Annotated in this window: 20 protein-coding genes; 2 read left to right on the top strand and 18 right to left on the bottom strand. The window is 59.1% G+C overall.

The window, feature by feature from the left end; all coding sequences use genetic code 11:
• Nucleotides 1-85: 85 nt before the first annotated feature.
• The 14 genes from dtd to hutC form a co-directional block, all read right to left on the bottom strand.
• Entirely contained in the window at nucleotides 86-523 is a 438-nt protein-coding gene (gene dtd / locus AC07VR_RS08910; protein WP_495011043.1) for a D-aminoacyl-tRNA deacylase, read from the bottom strand.
• A complete protein-coding gene (pip, locus tag AC07VR_RS08905; protein ID WP_494994319.1) occupies nucleotides 520-1491 on the bottom strand; it encodes a prolyl aminopeptidase in 972 nt (323 codons plus the stop codon). Before pip ends, dtd begins: the two co-directional genes overlap by 4 nt.
• Before the next feature lie 166 nt (nucleotides 1492-1657).
• Nucleotides 1658-2461 (bottom strand): N-formylglutamate deformylase, encoded by an 804-nt coding sequence (hutG, locus tag AC07VR_RS08900; protein WP_494994320.1) that lies wholly within the window; start codon nucleotides 2459-2461, stop codon nucleotides 1658-1660.
• Nucleotides 2462-2471: 10 nt separating this feature from the next.
• Nucleotides 2472-3677 (bottom strand): imidazolonepropionase, encoded by a 1206-nt coding sequence (gene hutI / locus AC07VR_RS08895; RefSeq protein ID WP_494994321.1) that lies wholly within the window; start codon nucleotides 3675-3677, stop codon nucleotides 2472-2474.
• 17 nt (nucleotides 3678-3694) lie between these two features.
• A complete protein-coding gene (locus tag AC07VR_RS08890; protein ID WP_494994322.1) occupies nucleotides 3695-5104 on the bottom strand; it encodes an amino acid permease in 1410 nt (469 codons plus the stop codon).
• A gap of 145 nt (nucleotides 5105-5249) precedes the next feature.
• Nucleotides 5250-6782 (bottom strand): histidine ammonia-lyase, encoded by a 1533-nt coding sequence (gene hutH / locus AC07VR_RS08885; protein ID WP_494994323.1) that lies wholly within the window; start codon nucleotides 6780-6782, stop codon nucleotides 5250-5252.
• Nucleotides 6783-6904: 122 nt separating this feature from the next.
• Nucleotides 6905-8428 (bottom strand): histidine ammonia-lyase, encoded by a 1524-nt coding sequence (gene hutH / locus AC07VR_RS08880; RefSeq protein WP_495011042.1) that lies wholly within the window; start codon nucleotides 8426-8428, stop codon nucleotides 6905-6907.
• 152 nt (nucleotides 8429-8580) lie between these two features.
• Nucleotides 8581-9411 carry a quaternary amine ABC transporter ATP-binding protein gene (locus tag AC07VR_RS08875; RefSeq protein WP_495011041.1) on the bottom strand — a complete coding sequence of 277 codons (831 nt, stop codon included), beginning with the start codon at nucleotides 9409-9411 and terminating at the stop codon, nucleotides 8581-8583.
• The gene (locus tag AC07VR_RS08870; protein ID WP_494994326.1) at nucleotides 9408-10259 is read right to left on the bottom strand and encodes an ABC transporter permease; all 852 of its coding nucleotides are present in this window, start codon (nucleotides 10257-10259) and stop codon (nucleotides 9408-9410) included. Before AC07VR_RS08870 ends, AC07VR_RS08875 begins: the two co-directional genes overlap by 4 nt.
• 70 nt (nucleotides 10260-10329) lie before the next feature.
• On the bottom strand, nucleotides 10330-11298 hold the full coding sequence (locus AC07VR_RS08865; RefSeq protein ID WP_495011040.1) for an ABC transporter substrate-binding protein: 969 nt from the start codon (nucleotides 11296-11298) through the stop codon (nucleotides 10330-10332).
• 75 nt (nucleotides 11299-11373) lie between these two features.
• A complete protein-coding gene (locus AC07VR_RS08860) occupies nucleotides 11374-12843 on the bottom strand; it encodes a purine-cytosine permease family protein (RefSeq protein ID WP_494994328.1) in 1470 nt (489 codons plus the stop codon).
• Nucleotides 12844-12989: 146 nt separating this feature from the next.
• Nucleotides 12990-14669: a urocanate hydratase gene (gene hutU, locus AC07VR_RS08855; protein ID WP_495011039.1), complete on the bottom strand. Its 1680-nt coding sequence runs from the start codon at nucleotides 14667-14669 to the stop codon at nucleotides 12990-12992.
• A 431-nt stretch (nucleotides 14670-15100) separates the two neighbouring features.
• Complete coding sequence (locus AC07VR_RS08850; RefSeq protein ID WP_495011038.1) at nucleotides 15101-15673, bottom strand: HutD/Ves family protein; 573 nt, start codon at nucleotides 15671-15673, stop codon at nucleotides 15101-15103.
• 23 nt (nucleotides 15674-15696) lie between these two features.
• Complete coding sequence (gene hutC / locus AC07VR_RS08845) at nucleotides 15697-16407, bottom strand: histidine utilization transcriptional repressor HutC (protein WP_494994483.1); 711 nt, start codon at nucleotides 16405-16407, stop codon at nucleotides 15697-15699.
• A 145-nt stretch (nucleotides 16408-16552) separates the two neighbouring features.
• Between hutC and AC07VR_RS08840 the strand changes: the two genes are divergently transcribed.
• On the top strand, nucleotides 16553-17917 hold the full coding sequence (locus AC07VR_RS08840; protein WP_494994331.1) for a formimidoylglutamate deiminase: 1365 nt from the start codon (nucleotides 16553-16555) through the stop codon (nucleotides 17915-17917).
• Between the two features lie 57 nt (nucleotides 17918-17974).
• Here AC07VR_RS08840 and AC07VR_RS08835 read toward each other — a convergent pair whose 3' ends face one another.
• Both AC07VR_RS08835 and bamE read right to left on the bottom strand, forming a co-directional pair.
• Nucleotides 17975-18544: a lipocalin family protein gene (locus AC07VR_RS08835; RefSeq protein ID WP_495011037.1), complete on the bottom strand. Its 570-nt coding sequence runs from the start codon at nucleotides 18542-18544 to the stop codon at nucleotides 17975-17977.
• 31 nt (nucleotides 18545-18575) lie between these two features.
• Nucleotides 18576-18830, bottom strand: a complete 255-nt coding sequence (bamE, locus tag AC07VR_RS08830; protein WP_419113747.1) for an outer membrane protein assembly factor BamE domain-containing protein — start codon at nucleotides 18828-18830, stop codon at nucleotides 18576-18578.
• Between the two features lie 284 nt (nucleotides 18831-19114).
• Here bamE and AC07VR_RS08825 point away from each other — a divergent pair, with 284 nt between their 5' ends.
• Nucleotides 19115-21007 carry a methyl-accepting chemotaxis protein gene (locus AC07VR_RS08825; RefSeq protein ID WP_494994333.1) on the top strand — a complete coding sequence of 631 codons (1893 nt, stop codon included), beginning with the start codon at nucleotides 19115-19117 and terminating at the stop codon, nucleotides 21005-21007.
• Nucleotides 21008-21131: 124 nt separating this feature from the next.
• Here the strand turns inward: AC07VR_RS08825 and AC07VR_RS08820 are convergent, their stop codons facing one another.
• On the bottom strand, nucleotides 21132-21734 hold the full coding sequence (locus tag AC07VR_RS08820; protein WP_495011036.1) for a DUF924 family protein: 603 nt from the start codon (nucleotides 21732-21734) through the stop codon (nucleotides 21132-21134).
• A 4-nt stretch (nucleotides 21735-21738) separates the two neighbouring features.
• Entirely contained in the window at nucleotides 21739-22749 is a 1011-nt protein-coding gene (locus tag AC07VR_RS08815) for a class 1 fructose-bisphosphatase (protein ID WP_494994335.1), read from the bottom strand.
• Between the last annotated feature and the right edge of the window lie 182 nt (nucleotides 22750-22931).

Here is a 22931-nt window from a genome sequence, read left to right as displayed (position 1 = left end):
CAACGCATCAGGGGTAACAAAGTATTTATCGCGAAAAACCCCTGTTTTCGGCCAAAAAGAGCTTAAATAGATATTTCAAGCGCTTTCAGGTCTGTAACAGGAAGGTTACCGGGCCATCATTGACCAAATGCACCTGCATGTCTGCGCCAAATCTTCCCGATGCCACATTGCTATGCAATTGTTGCGCCTTGGCTAATAAATAGCCAAAAAGCTCTTCTCCCAATGCCGGAGGGGCCGCGGTAGAAAAGCTCGGGCGCAAACCGTTTTTGGTATCGGCAGCCAGGGTGAACTGCGACACCAGCAGCAAACCGCCGCCGACATCGGCCAACGACAAGTTCATCTTGCCCTCGGCATCACTGAACACCCGATAGTTGAGCAGCTTATGCAGCAATTTGTCGGCGCTGGCCCGGGTATCCTCGGGTTCGACCGCCACCAGCACCAGCAAACCCTGGTCGACCGCGCCAACGATTTCCCCCGCCACTTCGACTCGCGCACCACGCACGCGCTGGAGCAGGCCCTTCATGCTTCTTCAGGCGGCAGGTCAAGCAAGCGACGGGCCATTTTGTTGGCCGCGCGCACCAGCGCATCGGTAATTCCCGATTCGGATGCCGCGTGACCAGCATCGCGAATGATCAGCAATTCGCTGTTCGGCCAGGCTTGATGCAGTTCCCAGGCGTTATCCAACGGACAGATCACATCGTAGCGGCCATGGACGATCACACCCGGCAAGTGAGCGATCTTCTGCATGTCGCGGATCAACTGGTTGGGCTCAAGGAAGGCATTGTTAGTGAAATAGTGGCACTCGATCCGGGCAATCGACAGCGCGCGCTGCGGTTCGGAAAAGCGCTCGACTACCATCGGGTTGGGACGCAAGGTTGCAGTACGACCTTCCCATGTCGACCAGGCTTTGGCCGCGTGCATCTGGGCGATCTGGTCATTGCCGGTCAGACGTTTATGGAAAGCGCCGAGCAGGTCGTCGCGCTCATCCAATGGAATCGGCGCCAGGTAGTCTTGCCAGTAATCCGGGAACATGCGGCTGGCACCGGCCTGGTAGAACCATTCGATTTCCTGCGGACGGCAGAGAAAGATCCCGCGCAGAATCAGCCCGTGGACCCGCTCCGGATGAGTTTGCGCGTAAGCCAGCGCCAGGGTCGAGCCCCAGGAGCCTCCGAACAACACCCATTTTTCGATACCTAAATGCTGGCGAATCCGCTCAAGGTCAGCGACCAGATCCCAGGTAGTGTTGTTTTCAAGGCTGGCGTGAGGTGTCGAACGACCGCAACCGCGCTGATCGAAGGTGACGATGCGATACAGGTTCGGGTCGAAAAAACAACGGCTTTGCGCATCGCATCCGGCCCCTGGCCCGCCGTGGATGAACACCACCGGCAAACCTTCCGGTGAACCACTTTCGTCGACATACAGTACATGTGGCTTATCGACGGCCAGATCGTGCCGGGCGTAGGGTTTGATCTGCGGGTACAAAGTCTGCATTGCGCACTCCGTATGGGGTCGAGGTCATCCCTGGGGGGACTTCTATTATTCTGCCGTCCGGCATCATAAACCCGAATTGTGCAATGAGCATGTCCTTGGAGAAATTGGGGGGGTGTTTGACTCGACCGATCGTTCCCACGCAGAGCGTGGGAACGATCTTTCAAATCTATCCGCGGTAGTGCTTCTGCCCCCAATCCAGCAATCCTTGCAGCAATTGCTTGAGCACCACCTGAGTCGGCACGGCCAGATCAGGGCGGTAGCGGAACGGCTCGACCTCTTCCATATAAGTGCACTGCGCCAGCTCCAGTTGCACGGCATGGATGTTTTCGGCCGGGTTACCGTAATGCCTTGTGATATGCCCACCCTTGAAGCGCCCGTTGAGCACATGGCTGTAGTCCGGATGCCGGGCGCAGATGGCTGCCAGTTGCGTAGCCAACTGTGGATCGCAACTGGCGCCATTGAAGGTGCCAAGGTTGAAGTCCGGCAGTTGCCCTTCGAACAAATGCGGGATCACTGAGCGGATCGAGTGCGCATCAAACAACAGTGCATAACCGAACTCGGCTTTCAGCCGCGCCAGCTCTTGTTGCAAGGTGCTGTGATACGGCGTCCAGACCTGCTCAAGATAACGCGCACGTTCCTCGGCGGACGGCTCAAGTCCTTCGCGGAACAATGGCACGCCGTCGAACAGCGTCGCCGGATACAAACCGGTGGTAGCGCCGACATACAAAGGCTTGTCGTCGGAAGGCCGGTTCAGGTCGATAACGAACCGTGAGTACTCGGCGGCCAGGGTGCTGGCGCCCAACTCTTGCGCGAACTGGTAGAGCTGCGGGATATGCCAGTCGGTATCCGGCAGGCTTTGCGCTTCGGGAATCAGCCCGGCTTCTACTGCCGGGCTCAGACGCACGCCAGCATGGGGCATGCTGATCAGCAACGGCACTCGGCCTTGTTTGAAGTTCAGAACCTTATCCACTGCCATTCTCCTAAAACGTGACTTCAACGCCGTGACGCACGACGCGTTTATCCAGGTCACCGCCCAGCCAATACGCCAGGTCTGCCGGACGATCGATCTGCCAAGCGACGAAATCCGCCACTTTGCCGACTTCCAGCGAGCCATGGGTCTGATCCATGCCCAGCGCGGTGGCCGCATGAATGGTCGCACCCGCCAGAGCCTCTTCCGGGGTCATGCGAAAGCACGTGCAAGCCATGTTCAGCATCAGCCGCACCGACAGCGCCGGCGAGGTGCCGGGGTTGAGGTCGCTGGCGATGGCGATTTTCACGCCGTGTTTGCGCAAGGCGTCCATCGGCGGCAGCCGGGTTTCGCGCAGAAAGTAGAACGCTCCCGGCAACAGCACTGCGACAGTGCCAGACTTGGCCATGGCGATGGCGTCGTCTTCGGTCATGAACTCCAGATGGTCAGCCGACAACGCGTGATAGCGCGCCGCCAGGCTCGACCCATGCAGGGAGGACAACTGTTCGGCATGCAATTTCACCGGCAAACCGAGGTTCTGCGCGGCGATGAACACCCGCTCGACCTGTTCCGGCGAAAACGCCAGGTATTCGCAAAACGCGTCAACCGCATCCACCAACCCTTCGGCGGCGAGTGCCGGAAGCATTTCGCTGCAGATGTGCTCGATGTAATCGTCGGCGCGGTCCGCATATTCCGGTGGCAAGGCGTGGGCAGCCAGACAGGTGCTGCGCACACTGACCGGCAATTGAGCACCGAGACGGCGGATCACCCGCAGGATCTTGCGCTCACTGGCCAGATCCAGGCCATAGCCGGACTTGATCTCGACACTGGTGACGCCGTCGCGCAGCAAGCTCTTCAAGCGTTTATGCGCGCTGGCGAACAATTCATCCTCGCTGGCCGCCCGGGTCGCACGCACGGTGCTGGCAATGCCACCGCCAGCGGCGGCGATTTCGGCATAGCTAACGCCTTGCAAGCGCTGCTCGAACTCGCCGCTGCGATTGCCACCGAACACTGTGTGGGTGTGGCAGTCGATCAGACCCGGCGTGACCCAGGCACCCGCGAGGTCATGCACCTCGGGGTATTCACCGGCCGGCAGTTCACTGCGCGGGCCGATCCACTCTATGTGCGCTCCTGACGTCACGATGGCGGCATCCTCGATGATCGAGTAGTTACCCTGCGCCATGCTTGCGACGTGGCAGTGTTGCCAGAGAGTTTTCATCCCAGGCCTCCGTTAGGTTATCGATGAGACAAAGAAAGGTCGTTGGAAACCTGTACCGCCTGCCCTGCGGCTGGCTTGACCCACAACAGGTAGGCCAGTACCAGCAGGGCAATCCACACCAGGCCGACGATCAAGGCTGCCTGAGTATCCGGGAAGTAGCCAAGCACACCGAATATAAACGCCATGAAGACGATCGCCGCCATCGGCGCATACGGCCAGAACGGCACCGGGAACTTCAGTTGTGCGACTTCAGCCGGGCTCATGGAGCGACGCATTGCCACCTGAGTGACCAGAATCATCAACCAGACCCAGACCGTGGCAAAGGTCGCAATCGAGGCGATCAGCATGAACACGTTTTCCGGAATCAGGTAGTTCAGCAGCACACCACCGAGCAAGGCTGCGCTCATAACCACCACCGTCATCCATGGCACGCCATGGCGCGACAACTGGCCAAAGCCCTTCGGCGCCTGACCTTGCTGGGCCAGACCGTACATCATGCGGCCCGCACCAAAGATGTCACTGTTGATGGCCGAGACCGCCGACGAGATCACCACGATATTGAGGATAGTTGCGGCCGAGCTGATCCCCAGATGGTCAAAAATCTGCACGAACGGACTGCCCTGGCTACCGATCTGCTGCCATGGGTAGATCGCCATCAGCACGAACATGGTCAGCACGTAGAACAGCAGAATCCGCAAGGGAACGGCGTTGATCGCCTTTGGCAGGACATGCTGCGGGTCTTTCGCTTCACCGGCGGTCACGCCGATGATTTCGATGCCGCCGAACGCAAACATCACCACTGCGAACGAAGCGATCAAGCCGCCGACACCGTTGGGCATAAAGCCGCCCTGGGTCCAGAGATTGCTGATTCCCGTGATCTGCGAGCTCGGCGAGCTGCTGATGCCGAACACAATAATGCCGAGTCCGCCGAGGATCATCGCGATGATGGCGCCGACTTTGAGCAGCGACAGCCAGAACTCCATTTCACCGAAGACTTTGACGTTGCACAGGTTCAGCCCGCCGATCAGGAACACAATGCCGAGCACCCAGATCCAGCGCGCGACTTCCGGAAACCAGAAGCCCATGTAGATGCCGAAGGCCGTTACGTCGGCAAGCCCGACGATGACCATTTCAAACGCGTAGGTCCAACCGAGAATAAAGCCCGCCATCGGCCCCAGGTAAGTACTGGCGTACTGACCGAAAGAACCGGAAACAGGGTTATGCACGGCCATCTCACCGAGGGCGCGCATGACCATGAACACCGCCGCGCCACCAATCAGGTACGCCAGCAATACCGCAGGACCGGCCATTTGAATGGCCGAGGCAGAACCGTAAAAAAGCCCGGTGCCGATTGCCGACCCCAGCGCCATGAAACGAATATGGCGAGCCGATAGCCCGCGTTTCAAGCCTTTTGCTTGCTGCTGCATTTCTCGTCCTTAATTGTTTTTGTCGGAAAAGATCGTTCCCACGCTCCTGCGTGGGAATGCCTCATTGGACGCTCTGCGTCCGCTCTTGTGACGCAGAGCATCACGGGCTGCATTCCCACGCAGAGCGTGGGAACAATCAGCACTATCAGAGGCTAGGCAGCAATTTCGCCAACACCAGCTCGTTCAGGCAACGGCTCGCCAACAACTCGCTCGCAGCGTTGATGTCCGGAGCGAAGAAACGGTCTTTCTCGTAGAACGGTACTTTGCTGCGCAGGATGCCACGGGCTTCTTCAAGTTTGCTCGACGTCTTCAGACCATCGCGCAGGTCCAGGCCCTGGCAAGCGGCGAGCCATTCCACAGCGAGGACGCCACGGGTGTTCTCGGCCATTTCCCAGAGACGTTTACCGGCGGCAGGCGCCATGGAAACGTGGTCTTCCTGGTTGGCCGAAGTCGGCAGGCTGTCGACCGAGTGCGGGTGCGCCAGTGCTTTGTTTTCGCTGGCCAATGCCGCAGCAGTCACCTGAGCGATCATGAAGCCGGAGTTAACCCCGCCGTTGGCCACCAGGAATGGCGGCAATTGCGACATGTGCTTGTCCATCATCAGCGAGATGCGGCGTTCGCTCAGCGAGCCGATTTCAGCGATAGCCAGCGCTATGTTGTCAGCGGCCATGGCCACTGGCTCAGCGTGGAAGTTACCACCGGAAATCACGTCGCCTTCAGCAGCGAACACCAACGGGTTATCCGACACTGCGTTGGATTCGATGCTCAGCACTTCGGCAGCCTGACGGAACTGGGTCAGGCAGGCGCCCATGACTTGTGGCTGACAGCGCAGGGAGTACGGGTCCTGAACTTTTTCGCAGTTCTGGTGGGAGTCGGAGACTTCGCTGCGCTCACCCAGCAGATCGCGATAAGCGGCAGCCGCGTCGATTTGACCGCGTTGACCGCGAGCGTCGTGAATCCGTGCATCGAACGGCGAGCGCGAGCCCAGCACTGCTTCGACGCTCAAGCCGCCACAAGCCACTGCCGCAGCAAACAGATCTTCGCCTTCGAACAGGCCGCGCAGTGCGTAGGCGGTGGATACCTGGGTACCGTTGAGCAGCGCCAGACCTTCTTTGGCTGCCAAAGTCAGCGGTTGCAGACCGGCTTGCTTCAAGGCGCTCACAGCGTCCAGCCATTCACCTTTGTAGCGCGCCTTGCCTTCGCCCAGCAGTACCAACGACATATGGGCCAGTGGCGCCAGGTCGCCGGAAGCACCGACCGAACCTTTGAGAGGAATATGCGGGTACACCTCGGCGTTGATCAGTGCGATCAGCGCATCGATCACCTTGCGACGGATCCCGGAGAAACCACGGCTCAGGCTGTTGACCTTGAGGACCATGATCAGTCGCACCAGCGCGTCGCTGATTGGCACGCCCACACCGGCAGCGTGAGACAGCACCAGGGAGCGCTGGAGGTTTTCCAGGTCTTCGCTGGCGATGCGGGTTGAAGCCAGCAGACCGAAACCGGTGTTGATGCCGTAGGCGGTGCGGTTTTCGGCGAGGATTTGTTCCACGCAGGCGACGCTGGCTTCGATCTGTGCCGAGGCGCTTTCGTCAAGGCTGATGGTTACTGGCTGCTGATAGACAGCACGCAGTTGGGCAAGGGTCAGTTGACCTGGAATAAGGTTTAGCGCATTCATATTTATGCTCCTTTTGAGAGTTTTATTAACTAGCCAGTCGCTCCGGATGATTCCGTTGTCCGTCGCTGCCCACTTTTTGAGGGGGTGGCGCCTTGGCACGCTGGCTTTTGTGGAAATCGGTTTCAGTGCAAGTTCGGTAAAGCGGTTTGCAGCAATATCGGGTCTTTCAAAACGCTTGCGGCGCTGGCAATATCCGGCGCCAGCCAGCGGTCCTGGTCATAGGCCGGAACGCGCTCACGCAACAGTCTCCACGCGACGTCAGTGCCGGCACCGAAGCGTTGCTCCTTGAGAAATTCGAAGGCCTGGGCGGCCAGCAGATATTCGATAGCGAGAATCTGCGTGCAGTTTTCCAGCGCCCGATGCAGCTTCAGTGCTGCGTTGGTGCCCATGCTCAGATGGTCCTCCTGCAGGCCCGAGGTGACGTAGTTGTCGAGTACTGCCGGTTGCGCCAACTGGCGATTTTCTGCGCACAGGGAAGCCGCAACGTACTGGACGATCATCATCCCGGAGTTGACGCCGGGGTTAGCCACCAGGAATGCCGGCAAACCACTCACGTGCGGGTTGATCAAACGGTCGAGGCGACGCTCGGCAATCGAGCCGATTTCCGCCATGGCAATCGCCAGCAGGTCAGCAGCCAAAGCCACCGACTGGCCGTGCGGGTTGGCCTGGGACATCACCCGGAAGTTGTCCGCAGTGCCCAGCAGCATCGGGTTATCGGTGACGGAATTGAGTTCGATTTCGACCTGACGGGTGGCGTGGTCCAGCTGATCCCGCACCGCGCCGTGCACCTGCGGAATCGAGCGGATGCTTAATGCGTCCTGGGTGCGAATGCCCTTGCTGCTGGCAATCACTTCACTGCCATCGAGCAGGCTACGCAGGTTGATACCGACCTGCTGCATGCCCGGGTGCGGCTTGAGGGCGATGATTTCGGCGTCGAACGCGGCGATCTGCCCGCGCTGGGCCTCAAAGCTCATGGCGCCGATCACATCGGCCCACTGCACCAGTCGGGTGGCGTCGGCAATCGCCAGGCAGCTCAGGCCGGTCATGCACGGCGTGCCGTTGACCAGGCACAGACCGTCCTTGGCACCCAGTTGCACAGGTTTCAGAGCTTCTTCGGCCAGGGCCTGCTGCGCGGAAACGATCTGCCCGCGATAGCTGACCTGGCCGACACCCAGCAGGGCGATGCCGATGTGGGCCATATGGGTCAGGTAACCCACCGAACCCTGGGACGGCACTTGCGGGGTGATACCGCGGTTGAGCAAAGCCAGCAGCGCTTCGACCACTTGCCGATGCACGCCGGATTTGCCATGGCTGTAGTTGATGATCGCCGCGCACATGATCGCCCGGGTCTGTTCGTTGGCCAGAGGCGCACCGATGCCGCAGGCATGACTGAGCAGAGTATTGCGCGACAGTTGGCTCAGTTGTTCGCCTTGCAAGGATACGTTGCACAGCGCACCCAGGCCGGTATTGACGCCATAGGCACGCTCGCCGCTGACGACGATGCGCTGGACGATGGCTTGAGCGTTCTCGATCCGCGCCCAGGTGCCAGCCGACAACTCAAGCACCGCGCCACCACGTGCGACCGCAACCACATCCTGCCAACGCAATGGGGCATCGGCGATAACGATTTTTTCAGCCTGGGACATCTTCAACCTCACCGTACAAACCTGAATTTTTGTGCAGCCTTTGCGACGCTATCGCGAGCAAGCTCGCTCCCACAGGGGTTATGTAAACACTGAAAATCCAATGTGGGAGCAAGCTTGCTCGCGATGAGGCCAACAAACTCACTGCAAATCTCTTAAACCACCGCTGCCCGTCGCTGAACGAAACGATCGACGTATTCATCCGCTGGAGAATGCAGGATCTCTTTCGGCGTGCCGACCTGGATCAACCGGCCATCCTTGAGGATCGCAATGCGGTTGCCGATGCGCACGGCTTCGTCGAGGTCGTGGGTGATGAACACGATGGTCTTGTGCAAAGTCTTTTGCAGCTCGAGCAACTGGTCCTGCATTTCGGCGCGAATCAGCGGATCGAGTGCACTGAAGGCTTCGTCCATCAGGATGATGTCGGTGTCCGCCGCCAAGGCGCGGGCCAGGCCCACACGCTGACGCATACCGCCGGACAGCTGATGCGGGTATTTGTTTTCGTAGCCCTTGAGGCCCACGGTGTTGATCCAGTGCAGCGCACGCTCGGCACACACTTGCCTGGTTTCACCGCGTACTTTCAGGCCGTAGGCGACGTTATCCAGCACGCTCTTGTGCGGCAGCAGACCGAAGCTCTGGAACACCATGCTGATCTTGTGCCGACGGAATTCGCGCAGGGCGTCCATGTCGTATTGCAGAATGTCCACGCCGTCCACCAGAATCGCGCCGCTGGTGGGATCGATCAGGCGATTGAAGTGCCGCACCAAGGTCGATTTACCGGAGCCGGACAGGCCCATGATCACGAAGATCTCGCCGGTGCCAATGCTCAGCGACAGGTTGTTGACCCCGACCACGCAGCCGGTTTCGGCCAGCACCTGGTCCTTGGTCTTGTTCTGGCGAATCATGTTCAGCGCGTCGGCCGAACGATTACCGAAAATCTTGAAGACGTTTTTGACTTCGATCTTGCTGATGGCTGCGCTACTCATTTGCTCACCTCATGCCGTGGCCGACCATAGGCCTGAGTAATGCGGTCGATGACCACTGCGAGAATCACGATCGCCAGGCCGGCTTCCAGGCCGCGTCCGACGTTGAGGGTCTGGATACCCACCAATACATCTTCACCCAGGCCACGGGCACCGATCATCGAGGCAATCACTACCATCGACAGGGCCATCATGGTGGTCTGGTTGATCCCGGCCATGATGCTCGGCAGGGCCAACGGCAGTTGCACACCAAACAGTTGCTGCCAGCGGTTGGCGCCGAAGGCGTTGATCGCTTCCATCACTTCGCCGTCGACCTGACGGATACCCAGATCGGTCAGACGAATCAGCGGCGGTGCGGCGTAGATCACCGTGGCGAAAATCGCCGGAACCTTGCCCAGACCGAAGAGCATCAGCACCGGGATCAGGTACACGAAGCTCGGCATGGTCTGCATGATGTCCAGCATCGGCATCAGCACCGAACGCAGACGGTTGCTGCGCGCCGACAGAATGCCCAACGGAACGCCAATCAACACCGAGATGACCGTTGCCACCAGCATCAGCGCCAGGGTTTGCATCAGCTTGTCCCAAAGGCCGACAGCGCCCACCAGGAACAGCAAGCCAACGATGACCGCGGTGGTTACCAGTTTACGGGTCGCGTGCCAGGCAACGCCCGCCACGATCGCCAGCATCAACCACCACGGTGCCGCACGCAGCAGGCCTTCGAGGTTGACGATGGCCCAGAGCAGGGTGTCGGAGATGTGCCGGAACACATCACCATAGTTGGTGACCAGCGAATCGACCCAACCGTTGACCCAGTCGGCGATGGAAAAGGTAAAGCTTTCGGGAAACATAAGAGACTCTCAATCAAGGGGTTGCGATCAAGCTTGCGACTGCCCTTTGGGGCAGTCGGAAAGGCTCAACCTACAAGGCCGCGTCGATTTTCCTGGCTGCGTCTTCGCTCACCCATGCGTGCCAGACTTCAGGATGTTCCTTCAAGAAGATCTTGGCCAGTTTTGGCGATTCGATCCGCTCTTTGGTCATGCGCCCGAGGTTCTGGTTCAGCAGGTCGATTGGCAGGTTGACCTTTTCCAGCACGGCGACCAGTTCCGGGGCTTCGTCGTGGAAGGTCCTGGACAGGCCGACCTTGATGCTCACGCTTTTATCCACGCCTGGTTTTTCGTCCAGTTTCACCAGGTCAACCTGGCCCATCAGCGGCGTTGGCGACCAGTAGTAGAACAGGATCGGCTCGCCACGCTTGTAGCTCGACAGCACCGCAGCATCCAGTGCCGGGCCGGTACCTGGGCGGAAGTTGGTGTAGCTGCTTTCCAGGCCGTAGCTTTTCAGCATTTCGCTGTTGTCCAGCTCACAGGTCCAACCGGCCGGGCAGTTGTAGAAACGGCCCTTGCCTGGCTCTTCCGGGTCTTTGAACACGGCGGAATACTTGCCCAGATCAGCAATGTTTTTCAGGCCCGGGGCCTTGGCTTCCAGTTTACGCTTGGCGTCACCTTCAACCACGTAGCGCGGCACGTACCAACCCTCCATCGCACCAACCACTGGCGCACCGACACCAACGACCTTGCCGGCCTTCTCGGCCTTGTTCCAGACTTCGCTGCGGCCAACCCACTCCTCGGCGAAAACCTGGATGTCGTTGCTACTCAGGGCGTTCTCCATGGTGATGGAGTTGCCCGGCAGGCTGTCGGTTTTGCAGTCGTAACCTTTTTCCAGCACGACCTGCAGCACGTCAGTGAGCAGCATGGCGCTTTCCCAGTTCAACCCGGCAAATTTCACCGGCTTGCCGGATTCGCACCAACTGGCTGCCTGAGTGGCGCCCGCGCTGGCGAGTACACCCAATGAAAGCATAGTGGTCAGCAGGGTCTTATTCATTTTCATTGTGTGACACTCCTAAACATGAAATGGATTACGGCAGTCAAAAGGCATCCAGCCCTGTCCACGTCCAATCAAGGTCTAGACCGCAGTAGCGCGGCCTGCCCCACTCAGCTTGTGTGCTGTTACCGCGCCCTGCTCTACCGGCAGGATCAAACGGTCAGGTACTGCGCCATGCCACTTCTTGGCCGCCAGGTAATACATCCCTGCAGGTACCACCAGGCCAATGATCCAGGAGATATCGGTATCACCGAGGCTCGCGACCAATGGACCGGTGTAGAAATGCGTTGAAATGAACGGCATCTGAATCAGCACACCGAACACATAAATGGTGATCCCCATGATGTTCCAGCGCCCGTAGCGACCGTCGGGATTGGACAGTGCAGGGATGTCATAACGCTCTTTGGTAATGCAGTAGAAGTCCACCAGGTTGATCGCGCTCCACGGCGTGAAGAATGCCAGCAGAAACAGGATGAACGCGGAGAATTCCTTGAGGAACGAGTCCTTGCCAAGCACTGCCAGCAAGGTAGCGATCACGACCATGGCGAAGATGTACAGCAGGCGAACCGTGCTGGAAATCTTCCGGCTGCCGCGAAAGCCACTGATGATGGTGGCAATCGACATGAAGCTGCCATAGGCGTTCAACGTGGTGACGGTCACCTTGCCAAAGGCCACGGCAAAGTACAGCAGGGCCGCGACGATGCCGGTACCGCCGAGGCTGACGATGAACGACACTTCGTGATGGGCGAACTGCGAACCGGCCAATGCCGCCGCGAACACCCCGAAGACCATCGAGGTCTGCGCGCCGATCATCGAACCCAGGCCCACCGCCCAAAACGTCTTCGACGCCGAGGTCGTGCGCGGCAGGTAGCGCGAGTAGTCCGCGACGTACGGACCAAAAGCAATCTGCCAGGACGCCGACAGCGAAATCGCCAGCAGGAAACTGCTCAGGGAGAAATGCTTGTTACCCAACAGCGCGCCGATATCGTTGCCGGCGAGCAGTTTGTAGAACAGGTAAGCGAACGCGATCACACCCAGCACACTGGCCACCCGGCCAATCCCGTGAATGACCCGATAGCCGAAGATGGTCAGGACCACGATCAGACCGGCAAAGGTCACGATCCCGATCCAGTCATCGACATTCAGCAACTGGGCAATCGCCTGCCCCGCGAGCAGCGAACCGCTGGCGGAAAACCCGATGTACATCAGGCACACCAGCACCAACGGAATCACCGCACCATACACGCCAAACTGCACGCGGCTGGAAATCATCTGCGGCAACCCCAACTGCGGGCCTTGGGCCGCATGCAACGCCATGACGCCACCGCCGAGCAACTGCCCGACCAGCAAACCAATCAACGACCAGAACACATCCCCACCGAGCACTACCGCCAATGCACCGGTAACAATCGCGGTGATTTGCAGGTTGGCACCCAGCCACAAGGTGAATTGACTGAACAGACGACCGTGTCTTTCCGCTTCCGGGATGTAGTCGATCGAACGCTTTTCGATCAACGGTTTACTGCTTGCACGATCGTCATTAACAGCCATTGTTCAACCTCTATGGATTGTTCCAGTAATTCACTCGACCCCTGTAGGAGCCGAGCTTGCTCGCGATGACGGTGTACCTGACAAACCGCGTCATCGTTTATCGCGAGCAAGCTCGGCTCCTACAGGGTTTGCGTTGGGTCAGTTTCTCAACCGGTGATCATCGGCAGGTTCAGGCCCTGCTCGTTGGCGCAGTCGATCGCGATCTGGTAACCGGCATCGGCGTGACGCATGACCCCGGTGGCCGGGTCGTTGTGCAGCACGCGAGCGATACGCTCGGCCGCTTCGTCCGTACCGTCGCAGACAATCACCATGCCCGAGTGCTGGGAGAAGCCCATGCCGACGCCGCCGCCGTGGTGCAGGGACACCCAGGTCGCGCCGCTGGCGGTGTTGAGCAGGGCGTTGAGCAGTGGCCAGTCGGACACGGCGTCGGAGCCATCCTGCATCGACTCGGTTTCGCGGTTCGGGCTGGCCACCGAACCGGAGTCCAGGTGGTCGCGGCCGATCACGATTGGCGCGGACAATTCACCGCTGCGAACCATTTCGTTGAACGCCAGACCGAGCTTGGCGCGCAGACCCAGGCCCACCCAGCAGATACGTGCCGGCAGCCCCTGGAAGCTGATGCGCTCGCGCGCCATGTCCAGCCAGTTGTGCAGGTGGGCGTCGTCCGGGATCAGCTCTTTGACCTTGGCGTCGGTCTTGTAGATGTCTTCAGCGTTGCCCGACAGCGCCGCCCAACGGAACGGGCCGATGCCACGGCAGAACAGCGGACGGATGTAAGCCGGTACGAAGCCCGGGAAGTCGAAGGCGTTCTCGACGCCTTCTTCTTGCGCCATCTGACGGATGTTGTTGCCGTAGTCGAAGGTCGGAATGCCCATTTTCTGGAAGTCGAGCATCGCTTTGACGTGCACGGCCATGGATTGCTTGGCGGCTTTGACCACGGCAGCCGGCTCGGTCTTGGCGCGAGCGCGGTATTCGTCCCAGGTCCAGCCGGCTGGCAGGTAGCCGTTGAGCGGGTCGTGGGCGCTGGTCTGGTCGGTGACCATGTCCGGGCGCACGCCGCGCTTGACCAGTTCCGGCAGAATTTCAGCCGCGTTACCCAGCAGGGCGATGGAAATCGCCTTGCCTTCCCTGGTGTATTTGGCGATGCGGGCCAGCGCGTCGTCGAGGTCGGTGGCTTGCTCATCGACATAGCGGCTGTTCAAGCGGAAATCGATGCTCACTTGTTGGCATTCGATGTTCAGCGAGCACGCGCCGGCCAGGGTAGCGGCCAGCGGTTGAGCGCCGCCCATGCCGCCCAGACCGGCAGTCAGGACCCAACGACCGGTGAGGTTGTCGTTGTAGTGTTGGCGACCGGCTTCGACGAAGGTTTCGTAGGTGCCCTGAACGATGCCCTGGCTGCCGATGTAGATCCAGCTGCCGGCAGTCATCTGGCCGTACATGGCCAGGCCTTTGGCGTCCAGTTCGTTGAAGTGTTCCCAGTTCGCCCAGTGTGGCACCAGGTTGGAGTTGGCGATCAGCACGCGCGGGGCGTTGCTGTGGGTCTTGAATACGCCGACCGGCTTGCCGGATTGCACCAGCAGGGTTTCGTCGTCATTCAGATTGGTCAGGCTTTCGACGATCTTGTCGTAGCACTCCCAGTTACGTGCCGCACGACCGATACCACCGTAAACCACCAGCTCCTTGGGGTTCTCGGCCACTTCCGGGTCGAGGTTGTTCATCAGCATCCGCAGCGGCGCTTCGGTCAACCAGCTCTTGGCGGTCAACTTGTTGCCGCGAGCAGCGCGGATTTCGACATCACGGTATTTAGTAGGCTTATTCTCGGTCACGAAAAAAACTCCTCAGCGATCAATCCAAACTAACCCAGGCAGTGGGCGAGCAAGCCAATGTGCAAACGGTGCACACCGGCGAATCAGTGGACGATGGTCGAGTCTCCGCGACTCATACACATACGTCTTTACTTGTACATACAAGCATATGCAATCAAGCGGCCAACTTGCTGGATGGACATTCAATAAAGTGTTGGATCTGGCTGAAAAGCCCTTGGGGCAAGGGTTTGGCCACTGGAGATTTTTTTGGGGAGGATTTTTTCGAAGCGTGAGATCTGTTACCTGAGCGCGATTTTGCGCCACGCTGGGGCGTTCGGTAACAAATTGGTGCGCGTAGGGAAACGGGTTACCGGAAGCCAGAAAGCAAAAAATCGCAACTGACGACAGCTCTCAGAGCGGCCGCACGTTGCGATTCTTTTAAGACGGTTGAATCAGAGCGCTGTCAGTTCGATCACACAGCACTGGCCGCGGACGGAAACATCCAGCAACCCGGTGTTACCGTTCAGTTGCAGGCAATCATGACGACCCAATACATGGACCGCGCCGCCATCGATCTGCACCTGGAGTGCATCGGCCACGCTGAACACCAGCAGCGTTGCGGTCGAGCTGAAAAACCGCTGCTCGCCACTGACCCACTGCAACCGCGCCTGGTAACGATTCGCCGCATAAATCAGGTTGAAGTCGCGAATCGCACCGCCAAGCAGCGTGCAGGAAACCTGGCTTTCGCCGCTGAACGCAAACGGGTCCAGCGGTAACAGTGGCCGCGTTTTCTGACCATCGACCGTCAAGGTCATGCCATCACCCTGCAGCACGGTGATGACCCGCTCATAACCGGCAAAGGTGGAGAAGCCGCCCGACTCACCGATATCGGCAATCGACAGGCGCCAGCCGAAACCGTCCAGGCCGGTGCCCGCATCACGGGTGATTTCTTCGGTGCTGCCGCCGCCGTTTTTCCAGGGCATGCGCGGATAATCGGCGGCACGCAAAACGTTCAACTGACTCATTTATGCCTCTTGTTTATGGCTCTTTATTTATGAAACCGCCCTTCCAGACGATGACGGGAACCGGGGTGGATCAGACGAGCGGCCGTCACTGGCTGACGCCCGGACCAGGTCCGACGGCGAATCAGCAGGCACGGCTCACCTTTTTCGATCTGCAGCAATTTGCATTCGGAAGGCTCGGCAAGAATCGCTTCGACCACGTGTTCGCCTTCGGTCAATGGGGCAACCTGATTCAGGTAGGCGTAAGGCGTTTGCAAGGTGAAGTCTTGTTTGAGGTATTCCGGCGCCACCAGCGCGTTGACGAAACGGTCCTCGATTTGCACGGGAATATCGTTCTCGAAATGCACGATCAGCGAGTGGAAGACCTTCTGGCCTTCACGCATATCCAGCGCCAAAGCGCGCTCGGAGCCGGCAGCCTCTTCTTCGAGGGTGATCACTTTGCACGTGTGGCGATGGCCACGGGAGGCGATTTCGTCGGCAATGTTATGCACTTCGAACAGAGCCGACTGGCTCTTCGGTTCGGCGACGAATGTACCGACACCCTGCATACGCACCAGCAGACCGTCGGCGGTCATCTCGCGCAAGGCGCGATTGATGGTCATACGACTGAAGCCCAACTGGCTGACCAGCTCGCTTTCCGACGGAACGCGATAGTGCGGCGGCCAGTTCCCACTCTCGATTTGCTGAGTGATCATCTGTTTGACGCGGGCGTACAAGGGCGCCGGACTGTCGCCCATATGGGCAGCCAGCGGGGAGACGGCAGGCGGAGTCGGCACGGGAAATCCTTGTTCGTTAATAAAGGTTGATAGCTTGCCGGAGTTTACCGGGCAGGCAAACGTCTGTATATGTATATACAAATAACACACGATGGGGTGCTGAACCATGTCCGCTTTCTTTGCCGAACGCGCACTGCTGCCTAGTGGATGGGCCAACAATGTACGTCTTGAGGTCAACGCCGATGGCGTACTGACCCACATCCAGGCCGATGCCAGTGCAGATGGCGCCGAAATATCAAGCGGTCCGCTGCTGCCGGGGATGCCGAATCTGCACTCCCACGCGTTCCAGCGGGCGATGGCCGGACTGGCGGAAGTCGCCGGCAATCCGAACGACAGCTTCTGGACCTGGCGCGACCTGATGTATCGCCTCGTCGGAAAAATCAGTCCGGAACAACTCGGGATCATCGCCCGTCAGCTTTACATCGAAATGCTCAAGGCTGGCTACACCTCAGTCGCCGAATTCCATTATGTGCATCACGACACCAATGGCCAGCCCTACGCCGATCCGGCCGAGTTGTCATTGCAGATCAGCCAGGCCGCCAGCGCTGCCGGAATCGGCCTGACCCTGCTGCCAGTGCTTTACAGCCATTCCGGTTTCGGTGGCCAGGCGCCCAATGAAGGCCAGCGGCGCTTTATCAACAGCACCGAAAACTATCTGAATTTACAGGCGCGTCTGCAGCCGCTGCTGGCACAACAACCGGCGCAACAATTGGGCTTGTGCTTCCACTCGCTGCGCGCAGTGACGCCACAGCAGATCAGCGAAGTACTGGCGGCCAGCGATAAACAGTGCCCGGTACATATCCACATCGCCGAGCAGCAAAAGGAAGTCGACGACTGCCTGAGCTGGAGCGGTCGCCGTCCGCTGCAATGGCTCTACGAAAATACCGAGGTCGATCAGCGCTGGTGCCTGGTCCATGCGACCCACGCCAATCCTGAAGAAGTCGCGCTGATGGCCAGGAGCAAGGCCATCGCCGGTCTCTGCCTGACCACTGAAGCCAACCTTGGTGACGGGATTTTTCCGGCGGTGGACTTCCTCGCCCAGGGCGGACGGATGGGCATTGGCTCCGACAGCCATGTGTCGCTCAGTGTGGTGGAAGAACTGCGCTGGCTGGAATACGGTCAGCGTCTGCGCGATCAAAGGCGTAATCGCTTGTATCGCGGCGATCAGCCAATGGTCGGCCGCACCTTGTATGACGCCGCACTGGACGGCGGGGCCCAGGCATTGGGGCAGCCGATCGGCGCTCTGGAAGTCGGCAAGCGCGCCGACTGGCTGGTACTCGACGGCAACGATCCATATCTGGCAACGGCAAATGGCGACGCGATACTCAACCGCTGGCTATTCGCCGGTGGCGATCGCCAGGTGCGGGACGTACTGGTCAACGGTCAATGGGTGATCCGCAACGGCCATCATGCCGGAGAAGAAGACAGCAGCCGGGCATTCACCCAAGTGTTGCGCGAGTTGTTGGGCTAAGTAAGGTCTGACTGACGATCGTTCCCACGCGCGTGGGAACGATCAAACCCGGTGTCGCTACTTCGACGTCTGGGCCATCTTCGTATCCGACACTCGCCAGATCAGGCGGGTCGTGTCGTAACCCTGCTGACGCGCCCTGCTCAGCAGTTCTTCACGCTTCGCCGCATCAAGCTCTGGCGTTCTGGACAACAGCCAAAGGTGGCGACGGCTCGGACTACCGACGATGGCCGTCTTGTAGTCGTCGCTGACGTACAACACCCAGTATTCGCCCTTGGAAACGCCTGGCAACAGGGTGGTCAACCAATTATCGAATTCGACCCACAGCTTGTCGGTTTTGCCGGGAATCTGCGGCGTTGCCGTGCCTTTGACCTCTTCCCATTGCCGGTCAGGGGTCAGGCAGCGGTTGAATATCAGGACATTGCTATCAGCCTTAAGGATGTAATGGGCTTCGGATTGCGCGCAGTTACGCTGGAAGTAAATTGGCAGGCGGGCCAACTCATACCATTTTCCTTGGTAACGCTTGAGATTGACGCTGTTGGCGGTCTTGGGTGCCAATGGGTCATTGCCAGAAGTGGCGCAGCCAGCCAATACCAGGCTGGCCAAAAGAGCTATTACGAACCGCATCATTATTTTTCTCCCGTGAGCGCCTGGCCCCGGTTTACTTCAGGCCTTGCCCGGAAAACATCAGCACTTTGTCACCCGCGTACTGCACGCTGATAAAGCTGTTCTTGTTGCCCCAGGTGCAGCTGGACATGCCCAGGGCGCCGGAACAATCGGAAGGAGTACCCAAGAGTTTTTCGACTTCGGCCTTGGGCATGCCGGTCGAAATTTTCGAGTAGTTTTCCTGATTGACCTTGCTGCACGCAGCCAACAGCACGCAGAACGACAACAGAGCGAGAGAACGCAGCGACATGGTGAAACTCCTGGACGGAAGGGGGAAGGCATGGCTGCCAACCAGAAGCTTAGAAGAGAAAAGTGCCATCTGGTTCCCCAAGCCACGGGCTATTTCTTACATGTAAAGCTCTCTAATCCCCCCTGAAATCAGCCATTTTCCTACGCAAACAGGTATTTCGTCGGATATCTCAAAAGCGGCCTAATCTTTGGCGCTGGCGAGTCGACATAGAGGCAGCGCAAAAGCCCCTGACACCTGGCAAATTGACGCCTTTCGTTGACCAGCCCATCGCGGTAGTTCATTTAATGACCAGAAATATGAAATTCAGCCATAAGATTCTGCTTGCAGCCGCTCTTGTGGTCGCTGTCGCGTTTGCCTGCTTCATCCTGTTCAATGACTATCGACAGCGTCAAACCTTGCGCAACAGCACCGAATCCTCAATGCAGGAACTTGGCAGCCTGACCACCAGCAACATCCAGACCTGGCTGGAAAGCCGCATGCAATTGCTGCAGTCGCTCGCCCAACAGATCGCCATCGACGGCAGCACGCCTGACAACCTCAAGCGCAGCGTCGGCCTGCCGGCCTACACCAGCAATTTCCAGCTGAGCTACTTCGGCGGCCAGGACGGCGTGATGTTTTCGGTTCCGGCCGGTAATCGGGCGGCGGACTACGACCCGCGCTCCCGTGGCTGGTACAAAGCGGCCAACAGCGCCCAGCAGACCATTGTCACCGAGCCCTACATCGCTGCGTCGTCAGGCAAGCTGGTGATCACCATCGCTACCCCGGTGCAGCATCAGAACCAATTCATCGGTGTGGCCGGCGCCGACATCGACCTGTCCAGCGTCAGCGCGATCATCAACTCGCTGAACTTCGGCGGCCATGGCCATGCCTTTATCGTCAGCGCCGACGGCAAGATCCTGATCCACCCGAACAGCAAACTGGTGCTCAAAAACCTGGCTGACGCTTATCCAAACGGCGCACCGAAGATCAGCCCGGGCATGAAAGAAGTTGATCTGGACGGCAAGTCCCAGTTCATCTCCTTCACCCACGTCAACGGGGTGCCATCGGCGGACTGGTATGTGGCGTTGGTGCTCGACCAGGACACCGCGTTCTCGATGCTCAGCGAATTCCGCACCTCGGCAATCATCGCTATGGCGATAGCCGTGGTGATCATCATCGCCCTGCTCGGCATGCTGATCCGCGTGTTGATGCAACCACTGCTGACCATGGGCCGCGCCATGCACGATATTGCCGAAGGTGAAGGCGACCTGACCAAGCGCCTGACCATTCATGGCCACGACGAATTCGGCGCGCTGGGCATGTCCTTCAACCGTTTCGTCGAGCGAATTCATACCTCGATTCGTGAAGTCGCCTCGGCCACCGGCCAGGTCAACGAAGTGGCCTTGCGGGTGGTCAGCGCTTCCAACTCGTCGATGTTCAACTCCGACCAGCAGGCTTCGCGTACCAGCAGCGTTGCCGCGGCAATCAACCAGCTCGGCGCTGCGGCGCAGGAAATCGCCCAGAACGCCGCCCTCGCCTCGCAGCATTCCAGCGATGCACGCAGCCTGGCCGAGGACGGTCAGCAAGTGGTGGATAAAACCATCGCAGCCATGCAGCAGCTGTCGGCCAACATCAGCGATTCGTGCGGCAATATCGAGACGCTGAACAGCAACACGGTGAACATCGGGCAAATCCTCGAAGTGATCACCAGCATCTCGCAACAAACCAACCTGCTGGCCCTCAACGCTGCCATCGAAGCCGCCCGTGCCGGTGAGGCCGGACGTGGTTTTGCGGTGGTCGCCGATGAGGTACGCAACCTCGCCCACCGTACTCAGGATTCAGCGCAGCAAGTACAGACCATGATCGAAGAGTTGCAGGTCGGCGCGCGGGAAGCCGTCGTCACCATGACCGACAGTCAGCGCCAGAGCGAAAGCAGCGTCGGTATCGCCAACCAGGCCGGCGAGCGCCTGAGCAGCGTGACCCAGCGCATCGGCGAGATCGACGGCATGAACCAGTCGGTAGCCACCGCCACCGAAGAGCAAACGGCCGTGGTCGAGTCGATCAACGTCGACATCACCGAGATCAACACCCTCAACCAGGAAGGCGTGGAAAACCTGCAATCGACCTTGCGCGCGTGTGCCGACCTTGAGCAGCAGGCCGCGCGGCTCAAGCAGTTGGTGGGTAGTTTCAGGATTTAAACAACGCCAATGATCGTTCCCACGCTCCGCGTGGGAATGCAGCCCGGGACGCTCTGCGTCCCAAGAGCCGAACGCGGAGCGTCCATTGAGGCATTCCCACGCGGAGCGTGGGAACGATCTGTGGCTAGAACCGCGACCCAGGCCTGCTCAAAAACGCCAACTCTTCAGGCGTACTCTCCCGCCCAAGAATCGCATTGCGATGGGGAAAGCGCCCAAACCTTGCGATGATTTTCTGATGCCGTTCGGCGTAATCGAGGTTATCGGCAAACACCGCACGATCCGCCTCGGGTTGCTGAGCCAACAAGTCGGCAAAACGTGAGATGGCTTCGTTTTGCACCGCCAGATGCTCGCAATGCTCGAACACCAGGTAGATGAACACCCGCTGGATAGGCAGCAGTTGCCGATCGAAATCCGCGGCAATACCTTGCGCCACCAGAGCCTGGGCTCTCAAGTCGCCTGCAAAGGATTTGGCGGTTTCGCGAAAGATCATTCGCGGTAACTGATCGAGTAACAACACCAGGGCCAGCCAACCTTCGGGACATTGCGTCCACTCGGTCAATCCGCCGGCCAGTGCCTGCTCCACCAGATCCCCGAAACGCGTGCGCGCTTCGAGGTCCTGGCTGTCACGCTTACCGAACCACAATGTGCCCTTGTCAGCCGCTACATCATTAGGTGCTTCGGCTGAACCGAACCACCATTCGAGCAACGGCTGCCAGGGCGCGGACATGGATTTATTCCTTGTGGTAAGCCGTGGCCCGTTGAACTTCTTCTTTCGAGCCCAGGAACACTGCTACACGCTGGTGCAGACCTTCCGGCTTGATGTCGAGGATCCGCTGATGACCGTCGGTGGAAGCGCCGCCGGCCTGTTCAACCAGGAACGACATCGGGTTGGCTTCGTACATCAAACGCAGTTTGCCCGGCTTGGAGGGCTCGCGGCTGTCACGTGGGTACATGAACAGGCCACCACGGGTCAGGATGCGGTGCACGTCGGCCACCATCGCAGCGACCCAGCGCATGTTGTAGTTCTTCTTCAGCGGGCCTTCTTCGCCAGCCAGCAGTTCGCCGACGTAGCGTTGTACCGGCGCTTCCCAGTGACGCTGGTTGGACATGTTGATCGCGAATTCCTGAGTGGACTCCGGAATCTTGATGTCTTCATGGGTCAGCACGAAGCTGCCCATTTCACGGTCCAGGGTAAAGCCTTTCACGCCATCGCCCAGGGTCAGCACCAGCATGGTCTGCGGGCCGTAGATGGCATAACCGGCGGCTACCTGCTGGGTACCTGGCTGCAAGAACGCCTTTTCGTTCAAGGGTTCGTTCTGGCTCAGGTATTCGTTCGGGCAACGCAGCACCGAGAAGATAGTACCGACCGGCGCGTTGATATCGATGTTCGACGAACCGTCCAGCGGGTCGAAAACCAGCAGGTAGGCGCCTTTCGGGTATTTGCCCGGAATCTGGTAGGCATTGTCCATTTCTTCGGACGCCATGCCGGCCAGGTGACCACCCCATTCGTTGGCTTCGAGCAGGATTTCGTTGGAAATCACGTCGAGCTTCTTCTGCACTTCGCCTTGCACGTTTTCGGTGCCCATGCTGCCCAGAACACCACCCAGGGCGCCTTTGGAGACGGCGTGGCTGATTTCCTTGCAAGCACGCGCCACCACTTCAATCAGGAAGCGCAGATCGGCAGGAGTGTTGTTGCTGCGGGTCTGCTCAATCAAATAGCGACTCAGGGTAACGCGGGACATGGATGGCTCCGGAGGATGGGGGGCTAAAAACCCGCGCAGTTTAGCGCGAGTCGAGGCGCATTTCCTCCTGTCAGACCCAGTTAAGGGAGATAGAGTTCATGCGCCGGGCTCAGCGTAGCCCGAAACCGGACGAATGAGCCTGAAGATTCCTCACGATTTCAGCAATCCTCTGTGACTGACAG

It is taken from the genome of Pseudomonas sp. GW821-FHT02H09 (assembly GCF_059421425.1).
The sequence above is the reverse complement of the archived record's forward strand: the minus strand, read 5'-3'. Positions and strand labels throughout refer to the sequence as shown.